This is a genomic window from Plantibacter sp. MMLR14_011, assembly GCF_001865025.1.
Taxonomy (GTDB): domain Bacteria; phylum Actinomycetota; class Actinomycetes; order Actinomycetales; family Microbacteriaceae; genus Plantibacter; species Plantibacter flavus_A.
In genome coordinates this window covers 145,570-170,062 of sequence record NZ_MJGW01000001.1, presented here as the reverse complement: position 1 = coordinate 170,062, position 24,493 = coordinate 145,570, and the positions used below count along the sequence as shown (strand labels likewise).

Sequence of the window (24,493 nt, the reverse complement as noted above, 5' to 3'; positions counted from 1 at the left end):
CCCAAGCTGCGGATTCACCGTGACCTCCGTCCAGGTCCGAGCCACGAGCGACGGCTAAGCTGTCGGGGTGAGTGAACGCGTCGTTGTGAAGAACCTGGCCGCCCTGTCCGACGGTCCCGTCACCGTCTCCGGATGGGTCGAGACCGTCCGCGACCAGAAGAAGGTGCAGTTCGTCGTCCTCCGCGACGAGAGCGGCGCCGTCCAGCTGGTGAACCCGGCCGTCCGCGAGGTCGACCCGGAGGTCGAGGGCTCCGCCGACCGCCTCGCCACCACCGAGGCGATCTCCGCCCTCGCGCACGGCTCCTTCATCACCGTCACCGGCGAGCTCAAGCACGACGAGCGCGTCAAGCTCGGCGGCATCGAGGTCAAGGTCGCCACGCTCGAGGTCGTCACCGCCGCCAACCCCGAGACGCCGATCGCTGCGGACTCCTCGCTCGACAAGCGGCTCGACTGGCGCTTCCTCGACCTGCGCCAGCCGAAGCAGGCACTGATCTTCCGCATCCAGACGACGTTCGAGCACGCACTGCGTCAGTACTGGATCGACAACGACTTCATCGAGATCCACACCCCGAAGCTCATGGCGAGCGCGAGCGAGTCGCGCGCCGAGCTCTTCGAGGTCGACTACTTCGAGGGCAAGGCGTACCTCGCGCAGTCCCCGCAGTTCTTCAAGCAGATGGCGCAGTCCGCCGGCTTCGGCAAGGTGTTCGAGGTCGGACCCGCATTCCGCGCCGACCCGTCGTTCACCAGCCGACACGCGACCGAGTTCACGAGCGTCGACGCCGAGATCAGCTGGATCGAGTCCCACGAGGACGTCATGCAGCTGCACGAGGAGCTCCTCGTCGCCGGCTTCACGGCGGTCAAGGACAAGCACGGCGAGCAGATCTCGGAGCTCTTCGGCATCGAGCTCGAGGTCCCGTCGCGTCCGTTCCCGCGCATCCCGCTGGCCGAGGCCAAGCGCATCGTCGCCGAGCGCGGCTACGAGATCCCCCGCGCCGACGACGACATGGACCCCGAGGGCGAGCGTCAGATCGCGGCCTACGTCAAGGAGACGTTCGGTCACGACTTCGTCTTCCTGACCGACTACGCGTCGAGCATCCGGCCGTTCTACCACATGCGCAACGCCGAGGACGGCTCGCTCACGAACAGCTACGACCTCATCTACAACGGCGTCGAGATCTCCACGGGCGCGCAGCGCGAGCACCGCGTCGACGTCCTCGTCGAGCAGGCCAAGGAGAAGGGTCTGGAGCCCGAGGAGCTCGAGTTCTACCTCGACTTCTTCCGCTACGGCGTCCCGGCGCACGGCGGCTTCGGCATGGGCCTCGCCCGCGTGCTCATGCTCATGCTGCACGAGACCTCCATCCGTGAGGTCACCTACCTGTTCCGCGGCCCGACCCGCCTCGCCCCGTAACCCCGCAAGAAGGACGCCATGCAGATCGTCATCCTGTACGGGACCGAATCCGGCAACGCCGAACGCCTCGCCGGCGACCTCGGTAAGGCCATCGGCTCACAGCACCAGTGGCGCGTCGTCGACCTCGGCGACGTCGACCCCGCGGAGCTGTCGGCCGACGAGATCCACATCTTCATCACGTCGACGTACGGCGACGGCCTCCTCGGTGAGACCGGCCAGATCTTCTACGAGGCGCTCGAGGAGTCCGACGTGGAACTCGACGGGCTCCGGTACGCCATCTTCGGGCTGGGCGACAGCAGCTACGAGGACACGTACAACCAGGGCAGCTCGCTGCTCGACGCCCTGCTCACCGAGCACGGCGCGACCCGGTTCGGTGAGTTCGGTCTGCACGACGACGGCGGGTTCGAGCGCAAGAAGGACGTCGCGCTCGCCTGGCTGCCCGGCGTGCTCGCCGCAGCAGAACAGCTCTGACCACCGCTCTGGTGCGAGCCCGGACGCGACGGTAGCGTGACTCGCACCGACCGTGCGGCGTCCGTCGCAGGTGGGCGAGGGGTGTAGGCCAGATGAACGCGACCGCCGAATCCGTGGTCCTGCGCCTTCGTGCGGCGGGGTGCGTCTTCGCCGAGGACGAGGCGGCTCTCCTCCTCGCCGAATCGGATGATCCGGATCGACTCGAACGGATGGTCGCGGCACGGGTCGCCGGCCGGCCGCTCGAGCATGTCCTCGGCTGGGTCGCGTTCCGGGGCCGCCGGGTTGTCGTCGAGGACGGGGTCTTCGTGCCGAGGCGACGCACCGAGCTCCTGGTCGACGTCGCCCTCCCGCGCCTCCGGAAGGATTCGGTGGTCGTCGAGCTCTGCTGCGGTGCCGCGGCCGTCGGGAGTGCGCTCCTCACCGAGGCGCCCGGCCCCATCGATGTCTGGGCGTCGGACATCGACCTCGCCGCGGTGGACTGCGCACGGCGCAACGTCGAGCCGCTCGGTGGGCACGCCCTGCTCGGAGACCTGTTCGACGGGCTACCCCGAGCGCTCGCGGGGCGCGTCGATGTCCTGCTCGCGAACGCCCCCTACGTCCCGACGGCGTCGATGGCGACGATGCCGCCCGAGGCTCGGGAGCACGAGGCCGTGATCGCGCTCGACGGCGGTGCCGACGGGCTCGACGTCCAGCGTCGGATCATCGCGCAGGCCCCGGACTGGCTCGCTCCGACCGGCGCCATCCTGATCGAGACGAGCGAACGTCAGGCTCCCGAGACCGCAACGCTCATGCGGGCGGCGGGCCTCACGGCGTCGATCGTCCGCGACGACGAGCTCGACGGCACCGTGGCCGTCGGCGTCATGGCCTGAGTCCTGCGGGCGCCGGGCTCAGTCGAGCTGGAAGTCGACCGCGGAGCGCTCGACCACGAGCTGGCGGACGATCTGCACCACGCGGACATGCTCCGGGTGGACCTGGTAGCGCTCCAAGGCTTCGAGGCTCGGGTAGTCGCCGACCAGCACGACGTCCCAGTTGCTCTCCGGGTAGGCGATGTTGCGTCCGACCTGGAGGCGCTCGATGTCGTCCGGCATGAACCCGGCGAGTGCCTCGAGTTCGGACTGCATCGTGGCGAACGCCGCGTCGCGCTCGGCCTCGTCCGTTGCTGCCAGCTTCCAGCTGACGATGTGGCGGATGGTCACTGGGCCCCCAAGGGTCGATGTGGATGGATGGTCGTGCGGATCAGTCGGCGAGCAGCGCGGACCGCAGGCGGTCGGGGTCGATGCGCCAGTAGTTGTGGACCCTGCCGTCGATGAGGACGACGGGGATCTCCTCCCAGTGGCGGTCGTGGAGCGCCGGATCGTCGAGGATCGAGAGCTCCTCGCGTTCGATCGTGGGGCCGTCGGACGGGAGGCCTGCGACCACCTCGTCGATCACGGCTCGCGCGTCGTCGCAGAGGTGACAGCCGGGCTTGCCGATGAGCGTGACGTGCAGAGTGGACACCTCCTCAACTGTACGGGGTGCTCGAGGCCGCAGCACGTCCAGAGATCCGACACGTGTGGTGTTTCTTCACGACATCTGGCACGATGCCGGAGTGATGATGCCGTTGAACCCAGGAACGAGAACCATAGGTGGCGTATCCACCCGACACAGACGCTCTGGCATGCGCCGGTCGAGGTCCGTTGTCATTGAGTGATGCCTACACATTCGGAAGCCGCGACCATCCTCGGCGAGCGGTTGCGGGCCGCCCGCAACGAGCGACAGCTGACCCTCGAGGACCTGGGCGTGTTGGCGGGGATGCACTGGACGAACATCGGCAAGATCGAGCGAGGGCAGGTGCACCCGAGCGTGGAGACGCTCGTCCGACTGAGTACCGCGCTCGACCTCGACCCGGCCCCGTTCATCACGGGCCTCAACGCGGACATGTACCCGGGCCGGGCGCACAAGCTGACGGCCCGCGACCTGCTGGCCGCTCGCCGCGACCAGGAACGCTGATCCGCGCATCGGAGACCACTCCCCTCCACCGGATGGCGTCCGTCAGAAGGTGACCCGCCAGAGGTACTGGTGACCGCCGGGACGGAACCAGGACACCTGCACACTGGTCGCGCGGGCCAACTCGGTGCCCAACACCTCGAACTCCAGAGCGCTGCCAGGCGTCAGGCGACACGGTTCCAGTGGGGCGAGGAGTCCGGGCCCGTTCAGGCGCAGCACGACCCAGTGCACGGCTTCGTCACCGACGTTCCGGAGTCGATAGCGAGGCGCGTCGTCTCGTTCGACGACGAACGGCACCCGGTAGGCGAGCTCGCGTCGGTTGCGGCGGGCGGTTGGAGGAAGATCGCGGGTCATGCGAACACCGTACGAAGGACCGCCGACGATCTCGGGCCGACGGATCGCGTGCCGCGACGCGCTGTGGATCAGTCCCCTCCGGCCTCGCCTGTGGAGGAACCTCGACGCCGCTCGACCCGCGGGGATCCCACGCCACGACCGGCGACGAGACGATCACCTCGACAACGCCAGAAAGCGCCGTACCCCATTGGGCAGGCGCTTCCGGTGGACGAAGAGTCGTCAGGCGCTCCGAACGGAGCAGCCGGCTACTTCTTGTTGCGGCGCTGGTGACGGGTCTTGCGAAGCAGCTTGCGGTGCTTCTTCTTCGCCATACGCTTGCGGCGCTTCTTGATAACAGAACCCACGGATTTACCTCACAGAATTGGGGGGCTTGGCCGCAGGGATCGCGACCGAAGAGAACAAGTCTTGTTGCCAGTCTAGCCGATTGCAGCGCGCGTCGTTCACACGCCGTACGCCTGCAGGCTGCTAGGAGCGGGGAACGCCTCAGCCGGCGTCGGCGACCGGGCGCTGCCGGACGGCGTCGACGGCGGTCTCCGGCACTCGGAACGACTTCCCGAACCGGATGGCCGGGAGCTCCCCCGAATGCACCAGGCGATACACGGTCATCTTGGACACCCGCATCATCTCGGCGACTTCGGCCACGGTGAGGAAGCGGACGTCGGCAGTGTCCTGCGTCATCGAACCCCTCCTACGCCTCTGGAAACCTGCTTGAACGGCGCCCCGAGGACCGGAACGCCGCATGGCAACTCTAGAGGTCCGACGCCCGCCCTGTACATCCCCTGTGTGAACGGTATGCGAGGCCGGCCTAGGGGCGGAGCTTCTTCGTGACCGACTGCACCGCGTGGGTCACGTCCGCCGCGACCTTGCCGACCGATCCGGCGACCGCCTTGGCCTGGTCCGGCAGCGACAACGCCGCGAAATCGACACCGTCGTCCTGGTAGTCGACGCTGAGGAACGGGATGAGCCAGTCCTCCACGTCCTCGAGCGGCGCCGAGTCCAGGCTGTAGTAGCGGTGCTGGCCCTCCTCGCGCACCTCCACGAGCTCTGCTTCGCGCAGGACCTTGAGGTGCTTCGACACCGTCGGTTGGCTGAGGCCGAGCTGCGCGACGATCTCGGAGACGCTCGTCCCGGTGCCACCGTGCCGTTCGAGCAGCAGCGCGAGGATGTCCCGCCTGGTGGTGTCAGCGATCACGTCGAAAATGTCGGCCATGGTCCAACGATAGTGATGGAGCGCACGGAGTACCATTGCCTCCGGCGCAGTCCTGAGGTGTTGAGGGGTCAGATGAGCGGCAATGCCATGGGTCGTCGTCCCGAGATCATCGTGCGCCACGGCCTCGCGAGGGTCCGGGAGGCCGTCAGCGACTTCGCGGCGAAGTCGACCTCCCGGTTCGCCATCCTCGTGTTCAGCTTCCTGATCTTCGTCTTCACGATGCTGTTCTCACTCCCCATCGCGAGCGCCGACCGCCAGGTGACCCCGATCGCCGACGCGCTCTTCACCGCCGTCTCCGTCATCTGCGTCACCGGGCTCTCGACCGTCGACATGGCCACGCACTGGTCCCTCTTCGGTCACGTGCTCGTGTTCATCGGCGTCCAGATCGGCGCGCTCGGCGTCCTGACCCTGGCCTCGATCCTCGGGTTCGTGATCGCCCGACGACTCGGGCTCCGCCAGAAGCTCATGGCGGCGAGCGACACGAACCCCCTGCGGTCGCACCACGGCCCCGTCGCCGAGGGTCAGGCCGTCCGCCTCGGGGAGATCGGCAACCTGCTCGTCACCGTCGCCGTCAGCGCGCTCGTGATCGAGGCGGCACTGGCGGTCCTGCTCTTCCCGCGCATGCTGCTCGACGGCATCAACCCGTGGGACGCCGCCTGGAACAGCGTCTACTACGCGGCCATGGCCTTCACGAACACCGGTTTCACGCCGAACGCCGAGGGCCTCGCGGCGTTCGAGAACGACTACTGGTTCCTCAGCATCCTCATGCTCGGGGTCTTCCTCGGCAGCATCGGCTTCCCGGTCATCTACGCGCTGAGCCGCAACTTCCGTCGGCCGAGCCGCTGGTCGCTGCACGTCAAGCTCACGCTCGTCACGACCATCATCCTGTTCTTCGCCGGAGCGCTCGCCTTCATCCTGCTCGAGTTCAACAACCCCGAGACCTGGAACAAGTGGAACCTCTGGGACACGATCTTCCAGGGGTTCTTCCTGTCGGCCATGACCCGGTCGGGCGGCTTCTCCACCGTGGACATCGGCGACCTCAACGGCTCGACCCTGCTCGTCGCCGACATGCTCATGTTCATCGGCGGCGGCTCTGCCTCGACCGCCGGCGGGATCAAGGTCACGACGCTCGCCGTCCTGTTCCTGGCGGCGTTCGCCGAGGCCCGCGGCCGCGAGGGTGTGGAGGTCTTCCGCCGGCGCATCCCGCAGGACGTGCTTCGCGTCGCCGTGAGCGTCGTCCTCTGGGGCGCGACGATCGTGGCCCTGTCCACGATCGTCATCCTGCAGATCACCAAGGCTCCGCTCGACCACGTGCTGTTCGACGTCATCTCCGCCTTCGCGACCGTCGGGCTGAGCACCGGCCTCGTCGCGGACCTGCCCGACGCCGGGGTGTACGTCCTCGCCGTCACCATGTTCCTGGGCCGCGTTGGTACAGTGACACTCGCTGCAGCCGTGGCCGCGAGTCAGAGCGGCCAGCTGTTCAAACGTCCCGAAGAGAGGCCCATCGTTGGTTGACCGCATCAAGCACGACGCCCCGGTCCTCGTCATCGGACTCGGTCGGTTCGGTGCGGCCTGCGCCGGCGAACTCGACCGGCTCGACCGCGAGGTGCTCGCGATCGACGACAACTCCGACCTCGTGCAGAAGTGGTCCGACCGGGTCACGCACACCGTGCAGGCCGACGCGAAGAACATCGAGGCGCTCCGGCAGATCGGCGCGCAGGACTTCTCGGTCGCGGTCGTCGCGGTCGGCTCCTCGATCGAGGCGAGCGTGCTCATCACCGCCAACCTCGTCGACCTCAAGATCCCGCAGATCTGGGCCAAGGCCGTCTCGCAGTCGCACGGCAAGATCCTCGCCCGGGTGGGGGCGAGCCACGTCATCTACCCCGAGCGCGAGGCCGGCGAACGCGTCGCCCACCTCGTGTCGGGCCGCATGCTCGACTTCATCCAGTTCGACGACGACTTCGCGCTCGTCAAGATGTACCCGCCGAAGCCCATCCGCGGGCTGAACCTGACGGAGTCGGGTGTCCGGACGAAGTACCGGATCACCGTCGTCGGGGTGAAGTCACCGGGGAAGCCCTTCACCTACGCGACCGCCGACACCGTCGTGTCGAACCACGACCTCATCATCGTCTCCGGCACGTCGGCCGACATCGAGCGCTTCGCCTCGCTCGAGGGCTGAAGCCCCCTCAGCTCAGGCTGCGCGCGTAACAGCGTGACTGCGGCTCGTCGACGTACGGCCCGAACGCCTCGATCAGGTGGTATCCCTCGCGCTCGTAGAACCGCATCGCGTCCGGCTGTTCCGTGCCGGTCTCGAGGAGGAGCTCACCGAGACCCAGCGACCGCGCTTCGTCCTCCAGTGCCCGCAGGAGCGCAGTGGCGACGCCGGTCCCCCGGGCCTGCTGCACGACGAACATGCGTTTGATCTCCGCCCGGTCCTCACCGAGCATCCGCAGGCCGCCGCAGCCCAGCGGGGTGTCGTCGACGTCGCTGGCGAGTAGGAAGAGCGTGATGTCGGCTGCGGTCGGCGGTGTGCCGGGTTCGTGATCGTCGCTCCCGTAGCGGGCGTCGAGTTCGCGGCGCTGGGCGGCCCGCAGCGCGGTGCCCGCCTCGTCATCCCAGGCCACCCGGCTGATCCTGATCGTCATTCGCGTTCTCCAGTCATTCCGTAACAAGCATTACGGTAACATCGGTTCCGAGGTGATCACGACATGGCAAGAACCAAGGACCCAGCGGCCCAGGCGCGGATCTCGCGCGCGGTCTGGGAGGTGCTGGGCGAACGCGGGCCGCACGGGTTGACCCTCCGCGCGGTCGCGGAGCGGGCCGGGTGCACGACCGGCCTCGTCCTGCATCGCTTCCCCGACAAGCGCGCGCTGCTGCTGCACGCTCGCGATCTGCTCCACGAGCGGACGGCCGCGCGGACCGAGGCGCTCGAAGCCGCGGCCGCGACCCCGCGTGACGCCCTGCGCGCCGTCCTCCGGCAGGCCCTGTCCCTCACGGACGAGACGCGCCAGGAGGCACGGGTCTGGCTCGGTTACCTCGCGGCGGCACTCGACGACGCGGTGCTCGCCGAACGGCACCGTGCGGGTCACGGCGTGTTCGTCGCGCGCACCCGCCGCCTCGTGTCCGAGATCCGCCCCGAGCTCACCGAGGCCGAGGTCGCCGCGACGGCCACCGCCGTCGTCGGATTCATCGAGGGCGTCAGCACTTTGAGCACAGCCGACGACGACCACTACGACGCCGCTGCCCAGGTCGCCGCGCTCGACCGGCTGCTGCTCGTCCTCGGGCTCGACGAGACGAGCGGCGAATGATCGTCGTGGAACGCCGGGCCGATGCTCCGGCCCATCGGCGAGATCGCTTCGCCGAGCTGCTCGAGGAGTACCACCGTCGGACCGAGCACGAGAAACTCCTCGGCCGAGAGCCGCGTCCGGACGAGCCCGCTCCGACGACCACCCTCCCCGACCGCTACCGGGCCGAGATCACCGACCCGGGCACGGCCTTCGCCTCCGAGGAGGTCCTCCTGGCCGTCGAGGACGACCGGGTGCTCGGCTGCGTCGTCCTGACGGAGGGCCCGTCGCCGGAGCTCAAGCGACTCTGGGTCGACCCGCGCGCCCGTCGCCGGGGCGTGGCCGCAGCCCTGCTCGAGGCTGCGACGACCGTCTCCCGGCAGCGGGGCGACGTCGCCGTCCGTCTCTCCGTGTGGCACTGGCGCTCCGCCGCGATCGCGCTCTACCGGCGGTCCGGCTTCGTCGCGGTCGCGTCCTGGGACGGCAGACCCGGCCTCGACTGCTTCGTGCGGTCCTTCGACTGATCGGATCGCCGCCGTCAGGACGCCGACAGCTCCTCGGCGCGTGCGATGGCGGCTGCCGCAGCACGGTCGAACGTCTCGCTGAAACCCGCCTCGGCGAGCACGGCGAGCGCCCGCTCCGTCGTCCCCTTGGGGCTCGTGACGTTGATCCGCAGCTGCTCGGCGCTCTCCCCCGTCGTCGCGAGGAGTTCCGTCGCGCCGCGGAAGGTTCCGTCGACCATCACGGACGCCTGCTCGGGGGTGAATCCGAGGCCGATCGCCGTGCGGGTCAGTTCCTCGATGAGGTAGTAGACGTACGCCGGACCGGAACCGGAGATGGCGCTGAGGGCGTCGATCTTCGATTCGGGGATGACGACCACCTGGCCGACGGTCTCGAAGAGCGCGGTGACGACGGCGAGGTCGTCCTCGCTCGACCGGGTACCCGGCGCGAGCCCGGTGACGCCGAGCCCCACGTAGGACGGGGTGTTCGGCATTGAACGCAACACCGAGACCGAGGTCGGCAGGGCGGCCTCGAAGGCCGCACCGCGGATGCCGGCGGCGAGGCTCACGACGATCGTGCCCGGCTGCAACGCGTCGGCGATCTCGGCGAGGAGGTCGGCGACCAGGTAGGGCTTCACGCCGATCAGGACGATCTTCGCCGCGGCTGCCGCCCGTCGGTTGCCGTCGGCGTCCTGCTCGAGGGCGATCGAGGTGACGCCCGGCAGCTCGGCGAGAGCCTCCGCCTTGGCGATGGTCCGGTTCGTCACCGTGATGCCACCGTCGACCTCGACACCCGGCTGGACGAGACCGCGGAGGATGGCCCCTCCCATCGAACCGGCTCCGAGGATGGCGATGCTGGGCAGGCTGATCGTTTCACTCACCCTGCGAGTCTAGGCACCTGCATGCTCGGCGGCACGTGCGCGGCCGACTCAGTCGGCGAGGCAGGCGCCCGACGGGACCGCGGACTGCAGTGACCCGGCGAGCGCGACGACGGGCAGGACCTCGTCCATCGCCAGCGCGTAGCCGACCGGCGCGGAGTTCGCATCGCGGGCGAAGATCACGCCCGCCACCTCACCGGACTCGGTGAGCAGCGGGCCACCGGAGTTGCCCGGCTGCACCGTCCCGGACAGCGTCACGACCTGACGGCTCGTCGGGTTGTTCCCGCTGATGTCGGCGACGAGGCTCGGCCCCACCACGATGACCTGCGCGCCACCGGCCGTGTACGGGCCGCCGAACGGATACCCGGCGACGACGGCGTTCGATCCGGGCGCCGGATTCGGTGCGAGCGGCAGCGATCGGGCGCCGAGGTCGTCGACGCGGATGACGGCGAGGTCGTCGACCGGGTCGAAGTAGACGATCCGCCCTTCCCGAGGCATGGACCCCGGGACCTCGACGACCGGGTTCGTCACGCCGGCGAGGACGTGCGCGTTCGTCATGACCAGGTCGTCGGCGAAGACGAAGCCGCTTCCGGTGAGGCTCCGCGAGCAGGACTCGGCGGTGCCGCTGATGCGCACCACGGACGCGGAGGCCGTCTGCAGCGCCGGCGTCGAGGTGTCGAGCTGCGGGGCGGCGGGTACGTCCGCGGTTCCGCCGAACGCCTCGATGACGCGTTGGGCCCCACCGTCGACCACCGTGGAGCGGAGCTGCGCGAGCGTGCTCTTCACCTCCACGGGCGTGACGCGGTCGATCGTGCCGATCACCGCGGACGACCCGACCGCCTGGGCGAGTAGCGGGATGCCGAGGGAGCCGACACCGAGTGCCGCGGTCACGAGGACGAGCGCGGTGACGACGAGGTTGAGGGCGGCGCCGAGCAGCCGTTCCAGACCGCGCAGCGGGGTCTTGCGGACGACGGAGCCGATGGCCCCGCCGATGAACGCACCGATCGTGTAGCCGACGGCGAGGACGACCACCGCCGCCGCGACCGCCGCCCAGCCACGCCAGGCCGCGTCCGGCACCCACGAGGCGACGAGCGGGATCGCGAAGAACGCGCCGACCCCGCCGGCCGCCAGCCCGACGAGCCCGCCGAGGCTCCCGAGGAGCCCCGCACGCCACCCGCGGATCAGGAAGCCGATCAGGACGACGACGAGGATGATGTCGAGGATCACGCCGGGTTGCATCCTGCGATCCTGCCATCACCCGCCGACAACGGGCTCCGGAAGTGCTGGGAGCAGCCGCATCCGGTCAGCGATCCTGTCGACGCATGGAGATCTCCGGGGCCGCCTGCGCCCTCAGGAGGCTCCGACGCCGTCCGCGCCCCGGAAGAAGTCGGTGAGGAGCGTCGAGCAGCGCTCGGCCTCCACGCCCGCGTAGACCTCGACGCGGTGCTGCAGTCGCCGGTCGCGCAGGACGTCGTAGACGGATCCGACCGCACCGGCCTTCTCGTCCCAGGCCCCGAAGACGACCCTTGGGATCCGGGCGGCGAGGATGGCGCCGGCGCACATCACGCAGGGCTCGAGCGTGACGACGAGCGTCAGCTCCGTGAGGTGCCAGTCGTCGAGCGCGGCCGCGGCAGCCCGGATGGCGACCACCTCGGCGTGGGCGGTCGGGTCGGTGTGCAGCTCGCGCTCGTTGCGCCCGACGGAGACGACCGTGCCGTCCGGGGCGACGAGGACCGCGCCCACCGGGACGTCGTCGCTGGCGAGGGCCGCCTCGGCCTCGGCGACGGCGAGGTCCATCCACACGGCGAACTCGGCCGGTGCGTGCATCCGTCATCTCCCCGAAATCCTGGTCGCCGCGCGAGCGACTAGATTGATCGTATGCGAGTGCACGTAGCCGACCACCCACTCATCACCCACAAGCTCACGGTGCTGCGCGACAAGACGACACCCTCACCGGTGTTCCGTGCCCTCACCGAGGAGCTCGTCACGTTGCTCGCCTACGAGGCGACGCGCGGCGTCACGGTCGAGGAGATCACGATCCAGACGCCCGTCACCGAGACGGTCGGCGTCAAGATCAGCGAGCCGCGTCCGCTCGTGGTCCCGATCCTGCGGGCCGGCCTCGGCATGCTCGAGGGCATGGTGAAGCTGCTCCCCACCGCCGAGGTGGGCTTCCTCGGCATGGTGCGCAACGAGGAGACCCTCGAACCCACCACCTACGCGGAACGCCTCCCCGACGACCTGTCCGACCGCCAGTGCTTCGTGCTCGACCCGATGCTCGCGACCGGTGGCTCGCTCGCGGCTGCCATCGACTTCCTCTTCCAGCGCGGTGCGATGCACGTCACCGCCATCTGCCTGCTCGCCGCCCCCGAAGGGCTCGAGCGCCTCGAGGCCGAGACGGCCGGCAAGGACGTCACGATCGTCCTGGGCGCCCTCGACGAGAAGCTCGACGAGAACGGGTACATCGTCCCCGGGCTCGGCGACGCCGGCGACCGCCTCTACGGCGTCGTCTGACCCCTGCTCCCGCCGACATGAGGCGGATCGTCGTCCATCCCCGTGCTGGACGACGATCCGCCTCATCTCAGTTGTGCCGCCAGCTGGCAATCCCCGAGTAACAGAACGTCATCTTCCGCTCGCACTTGACAGGATCCGGGGGATTCCTGTTGTATTGCGGACTATGACGACCAACGCGCCCACCCTGACCTCCTTCGAGGCCCCTGGGAACGCCGGCATGATGATGCCCGGCCGCGCTGTCATGTGCTGTCGAATGTGTCGCTGATCCGACTCCTCCAGCACCGGTAGCGATCCATATGGATCCGCTCCACTGCTCCCAGCACCTCCGAGTCCGCCGCTCCCCCACCAGGTGAGCCGACTCCCGGACGCACCCCGTCCGCACCCGGCCGACGCGCCACTTCCCGGATCGCGGGACCGCAACTGCCCACCGGCAAGCGGGATCACCCCGAGCGCACCGCGCACGATCCGTCGCAGCATCATCACTCCCGAGGACTTCGCACCCATGTCTCTTGCAGCCGTTCAGACCACCCGCCCCGCCCGCCAGCTCGCCGCCGTCGAGGACGCACCTCGGGCCGCGACCCCGCACGTCCGTGCCGTTCCGGCCGGCCCCGAAGCCCGAGGCTTCGTCCTCTACGTCGGCCTCGACGAGGCGAAGGCGGCGGCCGCCGGCACGAGCCTCGGTGAGATCGTCGAGGCCATCAAGGCCCTGACCGCCCAGTTCGCCCCGGAGGCCGAGACGCACGCAGCCGTCGCACTGGCCCCGCGCGGTGCCGGCGGCCGCGACCTCGACGTCGTCCGGCTCGCCCTGCAGGACCCCTCGGCACTCGCGGCCCACCGTGACGAGGTCGACGAGGAGGAGCAGGACCGTGCCCACGCGGGTGTCGTCGTCGACATCTCCCGGAAGCGCCTCGTCCTCGACAACGAGGCCGCGCCGCTCACGTACAAGGAGTTCGAGCTCCTCCAGTACCTCGTCCTCCGCGAGGGACGCACGATCGAGCGCGCGGAGCTCATCTCCTCGCTGTGGCGCGCCGGCGACGACGAAGAGGTTCCGAACGAGCGGACCATCGACGTCCACGTTCGTCGCCTCCGCGCCAAGCTCGGCCGCTACGAGGACATCGTCCGCACCGTGCGCGGTGTCGGCTACCGCTTCGACCGCCACGCGGACGTCTCGATCCGCTACGCCAGCACCCCGTCGCCCGACCTGTTCTGAGCCGGTTCGGCGGCCCCACCGACGAGACGACGGGCCCGGTGCGTGGGTGTTCCACTCATCGGGCCCGTCGAAGGTTCTGCGTCAGATGACGCGGGGCTTCTTCGGCTTGTCGCCGGGAGCCGGGACCGGTCGCATCGCGAGCTTCCAGACGCCGAACACGGCCACCGCTCCGGCGACGACGAACAGCACGAGGGCGTACCAAGGGGCGCTCGAAGCCTCGCCCAGCACCACGATGCCGATGCCGACCGCGACGAGCGGGTCGACGACGGTGAGTCCGGCGACCACGAGGTCCGGCTGCCCGCTCTGGTGCGCCTTCTGGACGAAGAAGCCACCGAGCCCGGCGGCCACGAGCAGGCCGATGATGCCGACGACGGTGAGCCCCTCGAAGTTCTGCGTGATCACCCGGTTGATGACCACCTTCGCGAGCGTGACGACGAAGCCGTACAGCACACCGGCCGCGACCACGTAGAAGACGGTGTGCAGCTTCCGTCGCCACAGGGCGTACGCCGCCGCGAGTGCAGCGGTCACGACCGCGAGCATGATGAGGATGATGATGAGCTGCGGCTGACGGATCGGCTCCTCCACCGCGTACAGCGCCGCGACGATCACGAAGAGACCGATACCGGCGACGCAGAGCACCATCGCGCGGGTCTGCTCCTTCGTGATCTTGACCCGGGTGACCCTGGCGTTCAGGAGCGCCGTGATCACGAGGGCGATCGCCCCCAGGGGCTGCACGACGATGAGCGGAGCGAAACCGAGCGCGACGAGCTGGAACACGATCGCCAGGCCGAGGAGCAGCGTCCCGATGAGCCAGGACGGACGCCCGAGGAGCTGCGGCAGCTGCTTCAGACCGAAGGCCGAGGACGCCGCCTCCACCTTGCCGACACCGCGGGACTGCAACTGCGTCCCGACCGCGAGGAAGAACGCTCCGACGAGCGCGATCGGGATGCCGATCGCCTGGTACGGCGTGACACTGATCGTGGGGATGTCGATGTCGACCGCAGTGCGGGCGGACTGCGCGACGACACCGGCTGTACCCGACAGCAGCAGGGCGCCGGCCGCAAGGGCCGGGAACGACGTGGCCGCCATCACTTCGCCGCCGCACTCGTGCCGACGGCCGCCGTCTCGGCGTCACCGAGTTTGTTCTCCGGTACCACTTTGGAGTCCTGGCTCGGGAAGACGACCTTCTGCACGATGATGATGATCGACGCGGCGACCGGGATCGCGACGAGGGCTCCGAGGATGCCGCCGAGGGCGCCGCCACCGAACGCCGCGATCACGACGAGGGCTCCTGGGACGGCGACCGCCTTGTTCATGATGCGCGGGCTGAGGAAGTACGCCTCGATCTGCATGTAGATCAGGTAGTAGATGATCGCGATGAGTGCCGTCACCGGCGAGACGAAGAGGCAGAGCGCACTGTTCACGATCGAGGCGCTGAGTGTGCCGACGAGCGGGATCATCGATCCGATGAACGCCAGCAGGGCGAGCAGCGGCGGGAACGGCGCTCCGATGATGCTCAGGAAGATGAAGCTCAACACACCGTTGACCAGGGCGAGTCCGACCTGTCCGACCACGTATCGCCCGACGGCCTGGGTGATCTCCTCGAGCACCTGAGCGAAGCCCTCGCGGCGGTAGGCGGGGAGGAATCGGTACGTGACGGCCTTCATCGACCGCAGGGAGGCGAGGAAGTAGAGGGTCAGGATGAGGACGATGATCGAGCCGGTGATGCCCGACGCGACCCCCGCTCCGACCGCGACGATGCCGCCACCGATGTTCAGCAGGTTGTTGGGGTCCTTGAGGAACGAGAACGCGTCGTTGAGCGCCGAGTCGATGTCGAGCGTGTTCCCGATCGTGTTCTGCACCCACGCGACGAAGTCACTGTTGAGGAACTGCTGGGAGATCCGGGGGTAGTCGCTCACGAAGTTCGAGATCTGCGTCACGAGCAACGGCACGATGGCGAAGATGATCCCGACGAACGCGCCGATCACGGCGAGGAAGACGACGGCGATGGCGAGGCCGCGCGGCAGCTTCTGCTCGAGCCATGACACGAGCGGGTCGAGGCCGAGCGCGATGAAGAGCGCGACGCCGACGTAGATCAGCGTGGTGCTGAGCTGCGAGACGATGCTCCCGATCACGAGCGCGACGAGGACGCCGATGCCACCCACGAGTCCGATCCGGAACGCGTTGATACGGACGCTCGGAGCCGACGGCTGGAGGGCGGCGACCACGGCGGCCGACGGCGGGGAGGATGCGGCGGCCTTCGCCGCACGCTCCTGCTTGGCTTCCTGGTGCTTGGCGCGCCTGGCTTCGCGTTCCTCCGGGGTGGAGGAGAACCCGGGCAACCGGAGTTTGGGGGTCTTCATGGTGCGGTCTCCTCGGTGATGATGCCGTCGTGGTGCTGGGGGCGTTCACATGGACCGCCGCTCTGTGCCTACAGTAGTGAGACGGAGCCCGACCCGCTGATGTCACGGTCCGGTACGACGAAATCGGCGGAAGTCGTCTCGGGCCGGAACAGAGAGGTGGTGCGACGGTGGGAGCTGATCCAGTGCGCACATCGGCCGGCCTCCTCGACCAGGCGACCGACCGCACCCTCGTCGAACGGTGCGTCGACGGCGACACCCGCGCGTTCCAGGTGCTCATCACGCGCTACGGCCGGATGATGAAGGCGTACGCCGTGCGACTCACGCGTTCCTCGGCGGACGGCGACGACGTCGTCCAGGAGGCGCTCATCTCGGCCTGGAAGCGGATCGACACGCTCGAGGACGGCGCGATGGTCAAGAGCTGGCTGATGCGCATCGTCAGCCGTCGGGCGATCGACCTCATGCGGCAGCGCAAGGACACCGAGTCGACCGACGACGCCATCATCGAGGCCCCGGAGCGCGACGGACCCGAACGGAAGGCCGAGGCATCGTCGCAGCTGGGAGCACTGTCAGCAGCACTCGACAGACTGCCGCACGGACAGCACCAGGCTTGGGTGCTCCGAGAGATCGGCGGATACTCGTACGAGGAGATCGCCGAACAACTGGGGCAGAGCGTCGCCAGCGTCCGAGGGAGTCTCGCACGGGCTCGGGCGACACTGGTCAAGGAGATGGAGGGGTGGCGATGAACACCGATATTCCGGGCCCCGGACCGGGTGAGCCGGGCGGCTGCGCGCACGGCATCGACGCCCTCACGGATTACCTCGAACGCGACATGCTGCCGGCCGACCCGTCGATCGACGACTCACCGGAATGCCAGCGGATCCTCCGGTCGCTTCGACGTGTCCGCGCGCTGGCCACGCCCTTGCGGGAGGCGGACGAGGCGGCGGTCACCGCGCTCGACCAGGACTGGATCCGCGGGATCATGGAGAACATCGGCCGCGAGGCGAAGGCCGGGCGCGACATCCCGTTCGCCGCATCCGACGACGACGCGGCGCTCGTCATCACGGAGGGCACGGTCCGCGGGCTGGTCCGCGGTGCCGGCGACCGCACCCCCGGCGTGCTCGTGGGTCGCTGCGTGCTCGAGGGCGACGTCACCGTGATCGGCGAACCGATCATGCTCCATGTCACCGTGAGCATCGGTTGGGGCAAGTCGGTCGCCGAGACGGTCTCGCTGTTCCGCGAGGAGGTCGCAGCCAGCCTCCAGCAGCACACGGACCTCGTCGTGGCTGGACTCGACATCGTCGTCGACGACCTGCACTTCGAGGCCGACGAGATCGGAGAGGCGGGGGACGATGCATGACCTGACGGAGACGGACGACGATCTCGGAGCGCTCGCGAGCTCACTCGACGACGTGGTGCTGGCGGTACCGGGCGTCGACGGGTTGACCGCCGTCGAGCCCACACTGCTCCGGGCCGCCAAGGAGGGCGTCGGTGCGCTGCTCGGCTCGCCCGACCAGCAGGCACGGGTGAGCGTCAGGCGCGTCAGAGGTGTCCTGACCGTCCACACCAACATCTCCGTGGCAGCTGAGGCGACCTCCCCTGCCGTCGCGCAGGCGGTCCACCGCGCCATCGCGGACCGGCTCCCCTCGTCCCCCGGCGAGGGCGCTCCGTCCATCACCGTCCGCGTGATCGACGTCGTCCCGAGCGGCTCCCAGGACTGACCCGACGGCAGGGTCCCCGCTGCGACAGGAACGCGGATCGGCTTGCGTCCGGCTTCCAGGGGTTCGTCCTGCGTTCGCGCTCCGCGCTGGTAGCGCACTCGGACAACTCCCAGTAAAAATAACGTTCTGATAACTACCGCTCGTTACCGATCCGTTATATGGTTTTGGAACGTTGGTTGTTTTGCTGTGGCAGCTGACGGAATGTGATTGCAGGACACTCTTGGTGCAAGGGAAAGAGAGCCGGTCGTAGCCTCTGCGACCGGCTCTCGTCATGTCCGGAGACGATACGGATCGCAACCACCTCGTCCCGACGCGCGGCTCGACGTCCGTCCAGGATAGATTCAGGTGGTGGATCGTCGGACGGCAGCGGGAGCAGGTATGGACGAGAGGCGACTCGCGATCGCCGCGTGGGAGTCACTCTTCCGCGCGCAGGTCGACGTGATGCGCCACATCTCGCACGACTTCCCGAGCCACGGCATCTCACTCAACGAGTACGACGTCCTGCACACGATGTCGCGGGAGCCCGATCGTCGCATCCGTCTGCGCGACCTCAACTCGAGTGTGCTGCTCTCGCAGCCGAGCATCAGCCGTCTGGTCGATCGGCTCGTCGCGCGCGGGCTGGTCGGCAAGTGCCCCGACCCGGACGACGGCCGCGGCACCCTCGTCCGCATGACCGACGCGGGATACGAGGTCTACCGTGCGGTCGCCATCGCCCACGGTGCGACGATCGCCGAACGCGTGACCACCTCGCTCAGCCCGCAGGAGATGGCGACCCTCGCGGCGCTCAGCGACAAGCTCCGCGGAGCGTGAGCCGCGCCGACTGACCCGACGCGGACGGCCCCCACTGTCGTGTCCGATTTCCGCTCGTCCGACCCGGTGGCGCGTGTCAGACTCGGATCATGGACGACACCCGGAGCATGGACTTCGCCGAACGCTACCGCGCGATCCAAGCCCGCGACCAGCGCTTCGACGGGCAGTTCATCACGGCCGTGAGCTCCACGGGGATCTACTGCCGGCCGTCATGCCCGGCTCGGACCCCGAAGCCGGAGAACGTCACCTTCTACGCGACGAGCGCTGCAGCGCACGAGGCCGGTTTCCGCGCGTGCAAACGGTGCCTGCCCGAGGCCGTCCCGGGCACGCCCGCCTGGAACCTCGGTAACGACGTCGCCGCGCGCACCATGCGCCTCATCGCCGACGGCGTCGTCGAACGCGAGGGTGTCCCCGGGCTCGCCTCGCGTCTCGGGTACTCGAGCCGCCATCTGACAAGGATCCTCAGCGCCGAGCTGGGCGCGGGTCCACTCGCGCTGGCACGTGCCCACCGTGCGCAGGGTGCTCGACAGCTGCTGACCGGCACCGACCTCCCCTTCGGCGACATCGCCTTCGCCGCCGGGTTCTCGAGCATCCGGCAGTTCAACGACACGATGCGGGAGGTGTTCGAGCTCACCCCCGGTGAGCTACGCGCGAAACACCGGACGGTCGGCGAACACGCCCCCGGCTCGATCACCCTGACCCTGCCGTTCCGCCGCCCGTTCGACGCAGCGGGCGTCTTCGCGTGGCTCGCCCCACGGGCGGTGGACGGCGTCGAGCTCGCGGGCCCCGACCACTACGCCCGGCTCCTCGCCCTCCCCGGTGGCACGGCGTGGTTCGAAGTCCGGCAGGTCGGCGACGACCTCCGACTCACCGCCGAGGTGACGGACCTCGCCGACCTGCCGGTGCTCGTCTCGCGGGTCCGCCGGCTCTTCGACCTCGACGCCGACCCCACGTCCGCCGACGCCGTCCTCGCGACGGACCCGCGTCTCGCCGCCTCGGTCGCGGCCACACCGGGCATCCGACTCCCCGGGGCGGTCGACCCGGAGGAGATGCTGGTCCGGGCGATGGTCGGGCAGCAGATCACCGTGGCCGCGGCGCGCACCCAGCTCCGTCGTGTCGCGGACGAGGTGAGCACGACGGTCCCCGAACGACACGGACTGCACCGGCTCTTCCCGACGGCGACGCAGATCGCGAACGGCGGGGAGGCCGCACTCGTCGGGCCCCGAGCGCGGATCGACAGCCTGCTCGGCGTCGCGCGGGCACTCGTGTCCGGTGAACTCACGATCGGCTTCGGTGACGACCGTGACGAGCTCCGAGCCCGCCTGCTCGCCATGAAGGGGATCGGCCCGTGGACGGCCGACTACGTCAGCATGCGGGTGCTCGGCAACCCCGACGCCTTCCTGCCCGGCGACGTCGCCGTCCGCACGGGTGCGGGCCGGCTCGGTCTGCCCTCCGACGCGCGCACGCTCACCTCGAAAGCGGACGCCTTCGCCCCATGGCGCTCCTATCTCTGCCTCCACCTGTGGAAGGCGGCCTCCACACCGGCACCGTCCTCCGCACCATCAGCCCTCGAGAAAGGTCCAGCAGCATGACCACCATCATCTCCAGCACGAGGATCCGCCGCGGTGACGGTCACGCGTCCGGCGCACTGCTCACCGCGACCAGCCAGACCGTCGACACCCCGGACGGCCCCTTCACGATCCTCGCGCGCGAGGACGGGGCGGTGCTCTCCTCAGGGTGGTCCGACGACATCGGCGTCATGCTCGAACGGATCCGACCCGCCGACCGCCCCGCCGAGACGGTGGCGGGGACGATCGGGGCGATGGACGCCGTCCGCGCGTACTACGACGGCGACCTGACGGCGATCGACGTGGTGCCGGTCGCCCAGTTCGGCGGCCCGTTCCGCACGCACGCCTGGACGGTGCTGCGGACGATCGCCGCGGGACGCCCGGTGACCTACACGGAGTTCGCCGCGGCGAGCGGGCGGCCGTCGGCGGTCCGCGCTGCGGCGAGCGCCTGCGCGACGAACGCGCCCGCCCTGTTCGTCCCGTGCCACCGGGTCCTCCGGACCGACGGGACGCTCGGCGGGTTCGCCTGGGGACTCGACGTCAAGCGGTCGCTGCTCGACCGCGAGGCCGCGCTGAGCTGAGCGCACCGGGGAAGAGGGGTCACGGTCCCTGAGTACCCGTCCACGGTCCCTAGGTACTCGTGCTCGGTCCCTGAGCCTGTCGAAGGGCGGCGTCAGCCCGTGGGCACTTCGACAAGCTCAGTGACCGGAGAGGGCACAGCGACCGGAGGAGGGCGCCGCGACCAGGCGGCCGATGACCGGAATGGGCGGGTCCGGTCAACCCCACGGCTCGGACGGATCGTCCGCGTAGGCTGACGGCATGGCTGCCGCACCGACGATCGTATGGTTCCGTGACGACCTCCGCCTGGCGGACAATCCCGCACTGCACGCGGCGGTCGAGCTCGGTTCCCCGATCCTCTGCCTGTTCGTCCTCGACGACAGCGAGGAGCTGCGACCGCTCGGCGGCGCGTCCCGGTGGTGGCTCCACCACAGCCTCGAAGCCCTCGGAGACGACATCCGTGGGCTCGGCGGCACGCTGCTCCTCCGATCCGGAAGTGCGGTGACCATCGTGCCTGAACTCGCCCACTCGATCGGCGCCGGCGCCGTCCTGTGGAACCGTCGCTATGGCGCGGCCGAGCGGGAGATCGACGCCGGGATCAAGTCGGAGCTGAAGGATGCCGGCCTCGACGCGCGCAGCTTCGCCGCGAACCTCCTCGCCGAGCCGTGGGAGATCGTCACCGGCCAGGGCCAGCCGTACTCCGTCTTCACCCCGTTCTGGAAGGCGTCGCTCCAGCGACACGCGGCGAACCCGCCGAGGCACCCGCTCCCCGCACCCACCACGTTGACGTCGATGTCGGAGCCGCCCGCCGGCGACGAGCTCGAGTCCTGGGACCTGCTCCCGACGAAGCCCGACTGGACTGCGGGACTGCGCGAGCAGTGGACGCCGGGCGAGGCAGGCGCCGACGCGCGGCTCGCCGACTTCCTCGGCGGTGGCGTCTCCGGCTACACCGAGGATCGCGACTACCCGGCCCAGCCGTCGACCTCCGGGCTCTCCCCGCACCTCCGCTTCGGCGAGATCAGCTCGCCGCAGATCTGGTACGCCGCCCGCGACGGACGCAGACACCTCGGCGACGACGGCGCCACCTTCCTCAAGGAGCTCGGCTGGCGCGAGTTCGCCTACCACTGCCTCTTCGCCTTCCCCGACCTCGCGACGCGCAACTGGCGTCAGGCCTTCGACCGGTTCCCCTGGCCGGACGTCGACCACGACGCCTTCGACGCCTGGACCGCCGGGAAGACCGGGATCCCGCTCGTCGACGCCGGCATGCGGGAGTTGTGGGCGACGGGCACCATGCACAACCGGATCCGGATGGTCACGGCGTCGTTCCTCACCAAGAACCTGCTCATCCACTGGAAGCTCGGCGAGGACTGGTTCTGGGACACGCTCGTCGACGCCGACCCGGCGTCCAACCCCTTCAACTGGCAGTGGGTGGCCGGCAGCGGCTTCGACGCCTCGCCCTACTTCCGGATCTTCAACCCCGAGCGACAGCGCGAACGCTTCGACGCCGACGACGCGTACATCAAGCGGTGGGTGCCCGAGTTCGGGACGCCCGACTACCCCGAGCCGATCGTCGACCTCGGCGAGACGAGGCAGGCTGCGCTCGCGGCGTACGAGCAGGTCAAGGGGGCGTAGCTCCGGGCCGTCGTCCTGCGACACTTCGACAAGCTCAGTGACCGGGGTGGGGCTCAGGGACCGGGGTGGGGGTCAGCGGGAGCGGAAGAGACCGGCACGCTGGGCCGCGGCGATCGCCGCCGAGCGGTTCGACACGTCGAGCTTCGTGTAGATGTGCGCGAGATGCGACTTCACCGTCGTCTCCCCGACATGCAGTCGCCCGGCGATCTCGAGGTTGGTGAGCCCCTCGGCCGCCCGCGCGAGCACCTCGATCTCCCGCGCGCTCAGCGCCTGTTGCGGTGCGCTCACCCGAGCGACCAGCCGGGTCGCCACCGCCGGCCCGAGCACCGAGTTCCCGCCGGCCGCCGAGCGGATGCCGTCGATGAGGTCCTCCGGGGCGGCGTCCTTCAACAGGTACCCCGCGGCTCCGGCTTCGATCGCGCCGAGGATGTCGGCGTCGGAGTCGTAGTTCGTCAGCACGAGGACCGACGGGCCGTCCGGCAGCGACGCGATCTCCCTCGTCGCATCGATCCCCGTCGGACCGTCGCCGAAGCTCAGGTCCATGAGGACGAGGTCGGCGCCGGGTGCGGCGGCCACAGCCTCGGCTGCGGTCGATGCGGTCCCGACCACCTCGATGTCGGCGATCGGCGCGAGCACCGCGATGAGTCCGGCTCGGACGATCGGGTGGTCGTCCGCCACCACGACCCGGATGACCGGCGGCTCGCCGGCATCGGTCGCATCGTCACGCATGGGCGTCCCCTTCCGCTCCTGGTGCCGCGAACCGCACGGTGATGGTCGTGCCGGCGCCCGGCGCACTGCGCACCTCGACCTCGCCACCCAGTTCGGTGATGCGACGGCGCATGGACATCATGCCGAACGGACCGCCCGCAGTGCGCTCGGCGACCCTTGCCGGATCGAACCCCACCCCGTCGTCGTCGATGTCGAGGATGACCTCCTCGTCGAGGTAGGTGAGGGTGACGTCCGCCCGGCTCGCTCCGGCATGCCGGACGACGTTCGCGAGACTGCTCTGCGCAGCCCGGAGGAGCGCGGTCGTCACCGGCGTGCCGAGGACGAACGCATCGCCGGTGACCGTCGTGGAGACCGGCGTGCCGCTCTGGGCGGTCGTCGTCTCGGCGAGGCGACCGAGCGCGTCCGCGATCGTCGCACCCACCAAAGCCGGCGGGCTCAGCTCGTCGATGAGGCTGCGCGTCTCGGCGAGGGCCGTCGCCGCGGCGTCCCGGGCCAGCCCGATGTGCGAACGCAGCTGCTCCGTGCCCGGCCGCTCGGCGGCGGAGCGTTCGGCCGCGTGCAGGAGCAGTTGGATGCTCGACAGGGCCTGGGCGACCGTGTCGTGGAGGTCTGCGGCGAGGCGCTCACGCTCCGCCAGCTTGCCCGCCTGCCGCCCCCGCTCGGCGAGTTCCTCGCGTGCCGCGACGAGCTCGGCGATGAGTCGTTCCCGCTCCGCCGCCTCCCGGGCCAGCGCCTCGTAACCGAGTCCGATCGCGACGGCCACGGCCGCACCGACGAGCGGGCCGACGACTCCCCCGACGCTGAAGCCGGCGTGCAGGCCGATCGCGACGACCGCGGCGACGGTGGCGATCACCACGGCGGGCACCGCGACGGCCCTGGGCAGGAGGTGCAGATAGAGGAAGAACAACGGGAAGACGAGGTAGGCGGCATCCGGGCTGAGGAGGACGAGGACCACCCACTCGACGCTGAGCAGCACCAGCCAGGCGAGGACGGACACCCGACCTCGACGCACACCGACAGGAGCAGCGTCGCGATCGGTGGTGCCGCTGGCGGCCACCGCACGGCGGACACGACCGCCGAGGATCGCGCCCGCGGCGTAGGTGAGCAGCATGACGACGGCGAGGACGATCGCCGTGAGCGCCGCCTGGCCACCGACCGAGACGGATCGCGCGATCACGAGCACGATGAGTGCGGTGACGAGGCCGTGGAGGCCGAGCTGCAGGCCGGTGAACACGGGGCTGAGTGCCGAGTGCTTCATCCGCCCAGCGTACGGCGAGGATCGTCTTCGCGAATCATCAGAAAG

At 69.6% G+C, this 24,493-nt stretch carries 31 protein-coding genes; 17 read left to right on the top strand and 14 right to left on the bottom strand.

Annotated elements, in window-relative coordinates; translation table 11 throughout:
• The first annotated feature begins 67 nt into the window (after positions 1-67).
• The 3 genes from aspS to BIU99_RS00845 all read left to right on the top strand — a co-directional run bounded on the left by aspS (position 68) and on the right by BIU99_RS00845 (position 2,748).
• Positions 68-1,408 (top strand): aspartate--tRNA(Asn) ligase, encoded by a 1,341-nt coding sequence (gene aspS, locus BIU99_RS00855; protein WP_064294605.1) that lies wholly within the window; start codon positions 68-70, stop codon positions 1,406-1,408.
• Positions 1,409-1,426: 18 nt separating this feature from the next.
• Complete coding sequence (locus BIU99_RS00850) at positions 1,427-1,879, top strand: flavodoxin domain-containing protein (RefSeq protein ID WP_064294606.1); 453 nt, start codon at positions 1,427-1,429, stop codon at positions 1,877-1,879.
• Positions 1,880-1,971: 92 nt separating this feature from the next.
• The gene (locus BIU99_RS00845) at positions 1,972-2,748 is read left to right on the top strand and encodes a putative protein N(5)-glutamine methyltransferase (protein ID WP_064294607.1); all 777 of its coding nucleotides are present in this window, start codon (positions 1,972-1,974) and stop codon (positions 2,746-2,748) included.
• A gap of 18 nt (positions 2,749-2,766) precedes the next feature.
• Here BIU99_RS00845 and BIU99_RS00840 read toward each other — a convergent pair whose 3' ends face one another.
• Both BIU99_RS00840 and BIU99_RS00835 read right to left on the bottom strand, forming a co-directional pair.
• Complete coding sequence (locus tag BIU99_RS00840; RefSeq protein ID WP_064294608.1) at positions 2,767-3,075, bottom strand: Dabb family protein; 309 nt, start codon at positions 3,073-3,075, stop codon at positions 2,767-2,769.
• A gap of 40 nt (positions 3,076-3,115) precedes the next feature.
• Complete coding sequence (locus BIU99_RS00835) at positions 3,116-3,376, bottom strand: glutaredoxin family protein (protein ID WP_064294609.1); 261 nt, start codon at positions 3,374-3,376, stop codon at positions 3,116-3,118.
• A gap of 192 nt (positions 3,377-3,568) precedes the next feature.
• Between BIU99_RS00835 and BIU99_RS00830 the strand changes: the two genes are divergently transcribed.
• Positions 3,569-3,868 (top strand): helix-turn-helix domain-containing protein, encoded by a 300-nt coding sequence (locus tag BIU99_RS00830; protein ID WP_064294610.1) that lies wholly within the window; start codon positions 3,569-3,571, stop codon positions 3,866-3,868.
• A 42-nt stretch (positions 3,869-3,910) separates the two neighbouring features.
• On the opposite strand, the gene BIU99_RS00825 is transcribed toward BIU99_RS00830, so the two are convergent.
• From BIU99_RS00825 to BIU99_RS00815, 4 genes are all read right to left on the bottom strand, one after another.
• Entirely contained in the window at positions 3,911-4,219 is a 309-nt protein-coding gene (locus BIU99_RS00825) for a hypothetical protein (protein WP_064294611.1), read from the bottom strand.
• Between the two features lie 245 nt (positions 4,220-4,464).
• Positions 4,465-4,563: a 30S ribosomal protein bS22 gene (locus BIU99_RS19235; RefSeq protein WP_003792170.1), complete on the bottom strand. Its 99-nt coding sequence runs from the start codon at positions 4,561-4,563 to the stop codon at positions 4,465-4,467.
• A gap of 139 nt (positions 4,564-4,702) precedes the next feature.
• Positions 4,703-4,897, bottom strand: coding sequence for a helix-turn-helix domain-containing protein (locus BIU99_RS00820; RefSeq protein ID WP_064294612.1), 195 nt, complete (start codon positions 4,895-4,897; stop codon positions 4,703-4,705).
• Between the two features lie 127 nt (positions 4,898-5,024).
• Entirely contained in the window at positions 5,025-5,429 is a 405-nt protein-coding gene (locus tag BIU99_RS00815) for a helix-turn-helix transcriptional regulator (RefSeq protein ID WP_064294613.1), read from the bottom strand.
• A gap of 72 nt (positions 5,430-5,501) precedes the next feature.
• Here BIU99_RS00815 and BIU99_RS00810 point away from each other — a divergent pair, with 72 nt between their 5' ends.
• The gene (locus BIU99_RS00810; protein ID WP_064294614.1) at positions 5,502-6,944 is read left to right on the top strand and encodes a TrkH family potassium uptake protein; all 1,443 of its coding nucleotides are present in this window, start codon (positions 5,502-5,504) and stop codon (positions 6,942-6,944) included.
• Complete coding sequence (locus BIU99_RS00805; protein WP_056013885.1) at positions 6,937-7,608, top strand: TrkA family potassium uptake protein; 672 nt, start codon at positions 6,937-6,939, stop codon at positions 7,606-7,608. The genes BIU99_RS00810 and BIU99_RS00805 overlap by 8 nt, the downstream gene beginning before the upstream one ends.
• Before the next feature lie 7 nt (positions 7,609-7,615).
• Here the strand turns inward: BIU99_RS00805 and BIU99_RS00800 are convergent, their stop codons facing one another.
• Positions 7,616-8,074: a GNAT family N-acetyltransferase gene (locus BIU99_RS00800; RefSeq protein ID WP_064294615.1), complete on the bottom strand. Its 459-nt coding sequence runs from the start codon at positions 8,072-8,074 to the stop codon at positions 7,616-7,618.
• Positions 8,075-8,137: 63 nt separating this feature from the next.
• Between BIU99_RS00800 and BIU99_RS00795 the strand changes: the two genes are divergently transcribed.
• Positions 8,138-8,737, top strand: coding sequence for a TetR/AcrR family transcriptional regulator (locus BIU99_RS00795; protein WP_071258646.1), 600 nt, complete (start codon positions 8,138-8,140; stop codon positions 8,735-8,737).
• The gene (locus BIU99_RS00790) at positions 8,734-9,237 is read left to right on the top strand and encodes a GNAT family N-acetyltransferase (protein ID WP_071258644.1); all 504 of its coding nucleotides are present in this window, start codon (positions 8,734-8,736) and stop codon (positions 9,235-9,237) included. The genes BIU99_RS00795 and BIU99_RS00790 overlap by 4 nt, the downstream gene beginning before the upstream one ends.
• A gap of 14 nt (positions 9,238-9,251) precedes the next feature.
• Here BIU99_RS00790 and proC read toward each other — a convergent pair whose 3' ends face one another.
• From proC to tadA, 3 genes are all read right to left on the bottom strand, one after another.
• On the bottom strand, positions 9,252-10,094 hold the full coding sequence (gene proC, locus BIU99_RS00785; RefSeq protein WP_083397106.1) for a pyrroline-5-carboxylate reductase: 843 nt from the start codon (positions 10,092-10,094) through the stop codon (positions 9,252-9,254).
• Between the two features lie 48 nt (positions 10,095-10,142).
• Complete coding sequence (locus BIU99_RS00780) at positions 10,143-11,330, bottom strand: MarP family serine protease (RefSeq protein WP_064294618.1); 1,188 nt, start codon at positions 11,328-11,330, stop codon at positions 10,143-10,145.
• Between the two features lie 111 nt (positions 11,331-11,441).
• Positions 11,442-11,918: a tRNA adenosine(34) deaminase TadA gene (gene tadA / locus BIU99_RS00775; protein WP_064294619.1), complete on the bottom strand. Its 477-nt coding sequence runs from the start codon at positions 11,916-11,918 to the stop codon at positions 11,442-11,444.
• Positions 11,919-11,969: 51 nt separating this feature from the next.
• On the opposite strand from tadA, the gene upp reads away from it, so the two are divergent.
• Together upp and BIU99_RS00765 are read left to right on the top strand one after the other, a co-directional pair.
• A complete protein-coding gene (gene upp, locus BIU99_RS00770) occupies positions 11,970-12,602 on the top strand; it encodes a uracil phosphoribosyltransferase (RefSeq protein WP_064294620.1) in 633 nt (210 codons plus the stop codon).
• A 502-nt stretch (positions 12,603-13,104) separates the two neighbouring features.
• Entirely contained in the window at positions 13,105-13,812 is a 708-nt protein-coding gene (locus tag BIU99_RS00765; protein WP_064294621.1) for a winged helix-turn-helix domain-containing protein, read from the top strand.
• Between the two features lie 81 nt (positions 13,813-13,893).
• On the opposite strand, the gene BIU99_RS00760 is transcribed toward BIU99_RS00765, so the two are convergent.
• Together BIU99_RS00760 and BIU99_RS00755 are read right to left on the bottom strand one after the other, a co-directional pair.
• On the bottom strand, positions 13,894-14,901 hold the full coding sequence (locus BIU99_RS00760; protein ID WP_083397105.1) for a DMT family transporter: 1,008 nt from the start codon (positions 14,899-14,901) through the stop codon (positions 13,894-13,896).
• Positions 14,901-16,175 (bottom strand): AI-2E family transporter, encoded by a 1,275-nt coding sequence (locus tag BIU99_RS00755; RefSeq protein WP_064294622.1) that lies wholly within the window; start codon positions 16,173-16,175, stop codon positions 14,901-14,903. Before BIU99_RS00755 ends, BIU99_RS00760 begins: the two co-directional genes overlap by 1 nt.
• Positions 16,176-16,357: 182 nt before the next feature.
• Between BIU99_RS00755 and BIU99_RS00750 the strand changes: the two genes are divergently transcribed.
• The 7 genes from BIU99_RS00750 (at position 16,358) to BIU99_RS00720 (ending at position 22,461) form a co-directional block, all read left to right on the top strand.
• Positions 16,358-16,918, top strand: coding sequence for an RNA polymerase sigma factor (locus BIU99_RS00750; RefSeq protein WP_064294623.1), 561 nt, complete (start codon positions 16,358-16,360; stop codon positions 16,916-16,918).
• On the top strand, positions 16,915-17,532 hold the full coding sequence (locus tag BIU99_RS00745) for a hypothetical protein (RefSeq protein WP_071259268.1): 618 nt from the start codon (positions 16,915-16,917) through the stop codon (positions 17,530-17,532). Before BIU99_RS00750 ends, BIU99_RS00745 begins: the two co-directional genes overlap by 4 nt.
• On the top strand, positions 17,525-17,893 hold the full coding sequence (locus BIU99_RS00740; protein ID WP_071258642.1) for a hypothetical protein: 369 nt from the start codon (positions 17,525-17,527) through the stop codon (positions 17,891-17,893). Before BIU99_RS00745 ends, BIU99_RS00740 begins: the two co-directional genes overlap by 8 nt.
• Positions 17,894-18,271: 378 nt before the next feature.
• Entirely contained in the window at positions 18,272-18,703 is a 432-nt protein-coding gene (locus BIU99_RS00735; protein WP_064294625.1) for a MarR family winged helix-turn-helix transcriptional regulator, read from the top strand.
• An 89-nt stretch (positions 18,704-18,792) separates the two neighbouring features.
• Complete coding sequence (locus BIU99_RS00730; protein ID WP_071258639.1) at positions 18,793-20,295, top strand: DNA-3-methyladenine glycosylase 2; 1,503 nt, start codon at positions 18,793-18,795, stop codon at positions 20,293-20,295.
• Positions 20,292-20,852, top strand: coding sequence for a methylated-DNA--[protein]-cysteine S-methyltransferase (locus BIU99_RS00725; RefSeq protein ID WP_083397103.1), 561 nt, complete (start codon positions 20,292-20,294; stop codon positions 20,850-20,852). Before BIU99_RS00730 ends, BIU99_RS00725 begins: the two co-directional genes overlap by 4 nt.
• A 238-nt stretch (positions 20,853-21,090) precedes the next feature.
• Positions 21,091-22,461 (top strand): deoxyribodipyrimidine photo-lyase, encoded by a 1,371-nt coding sequence (locus tag BIU99_RS00720; RefSeq protein WP_071258637.1) that lies wholly within the window; start codon positions 21,091-21,093, stop codon positions 22,459-22,461.
• Between the two features lie 72 nt (positions 22,462-22,533).
• Here the strand turns inward: BIU99_RS00720 and BIU99_RS00715 are convergent, their stop codons facing one another.
• Positions 22,534-23,190, bottom strand: a complete 657-nt coding sequence (locus BIU99_RS00715; protein ID WP_064296138.1) for a response regulator transcription factor — start codon at positions 23,188-23,190, stop codon at positions 22,534-22,536.
• Complete coding sequence (locus tag BIU99_RS00710; RefSeq protein WP_071258635.1) at positions 23,183-24,448, bottom strand: sensor histidine kinase; 1,266 nt, start codon at positions 24,446-24,448, stop codon at positions 23,183-23,185. The genes BIU99_RS00715 and BIU99_RS00710 overlap by 8 nt, the downstream gene beginning before the upstream one ends.
• Positions 24,449-24,493 lie beyond the last annotated feature (45 nt).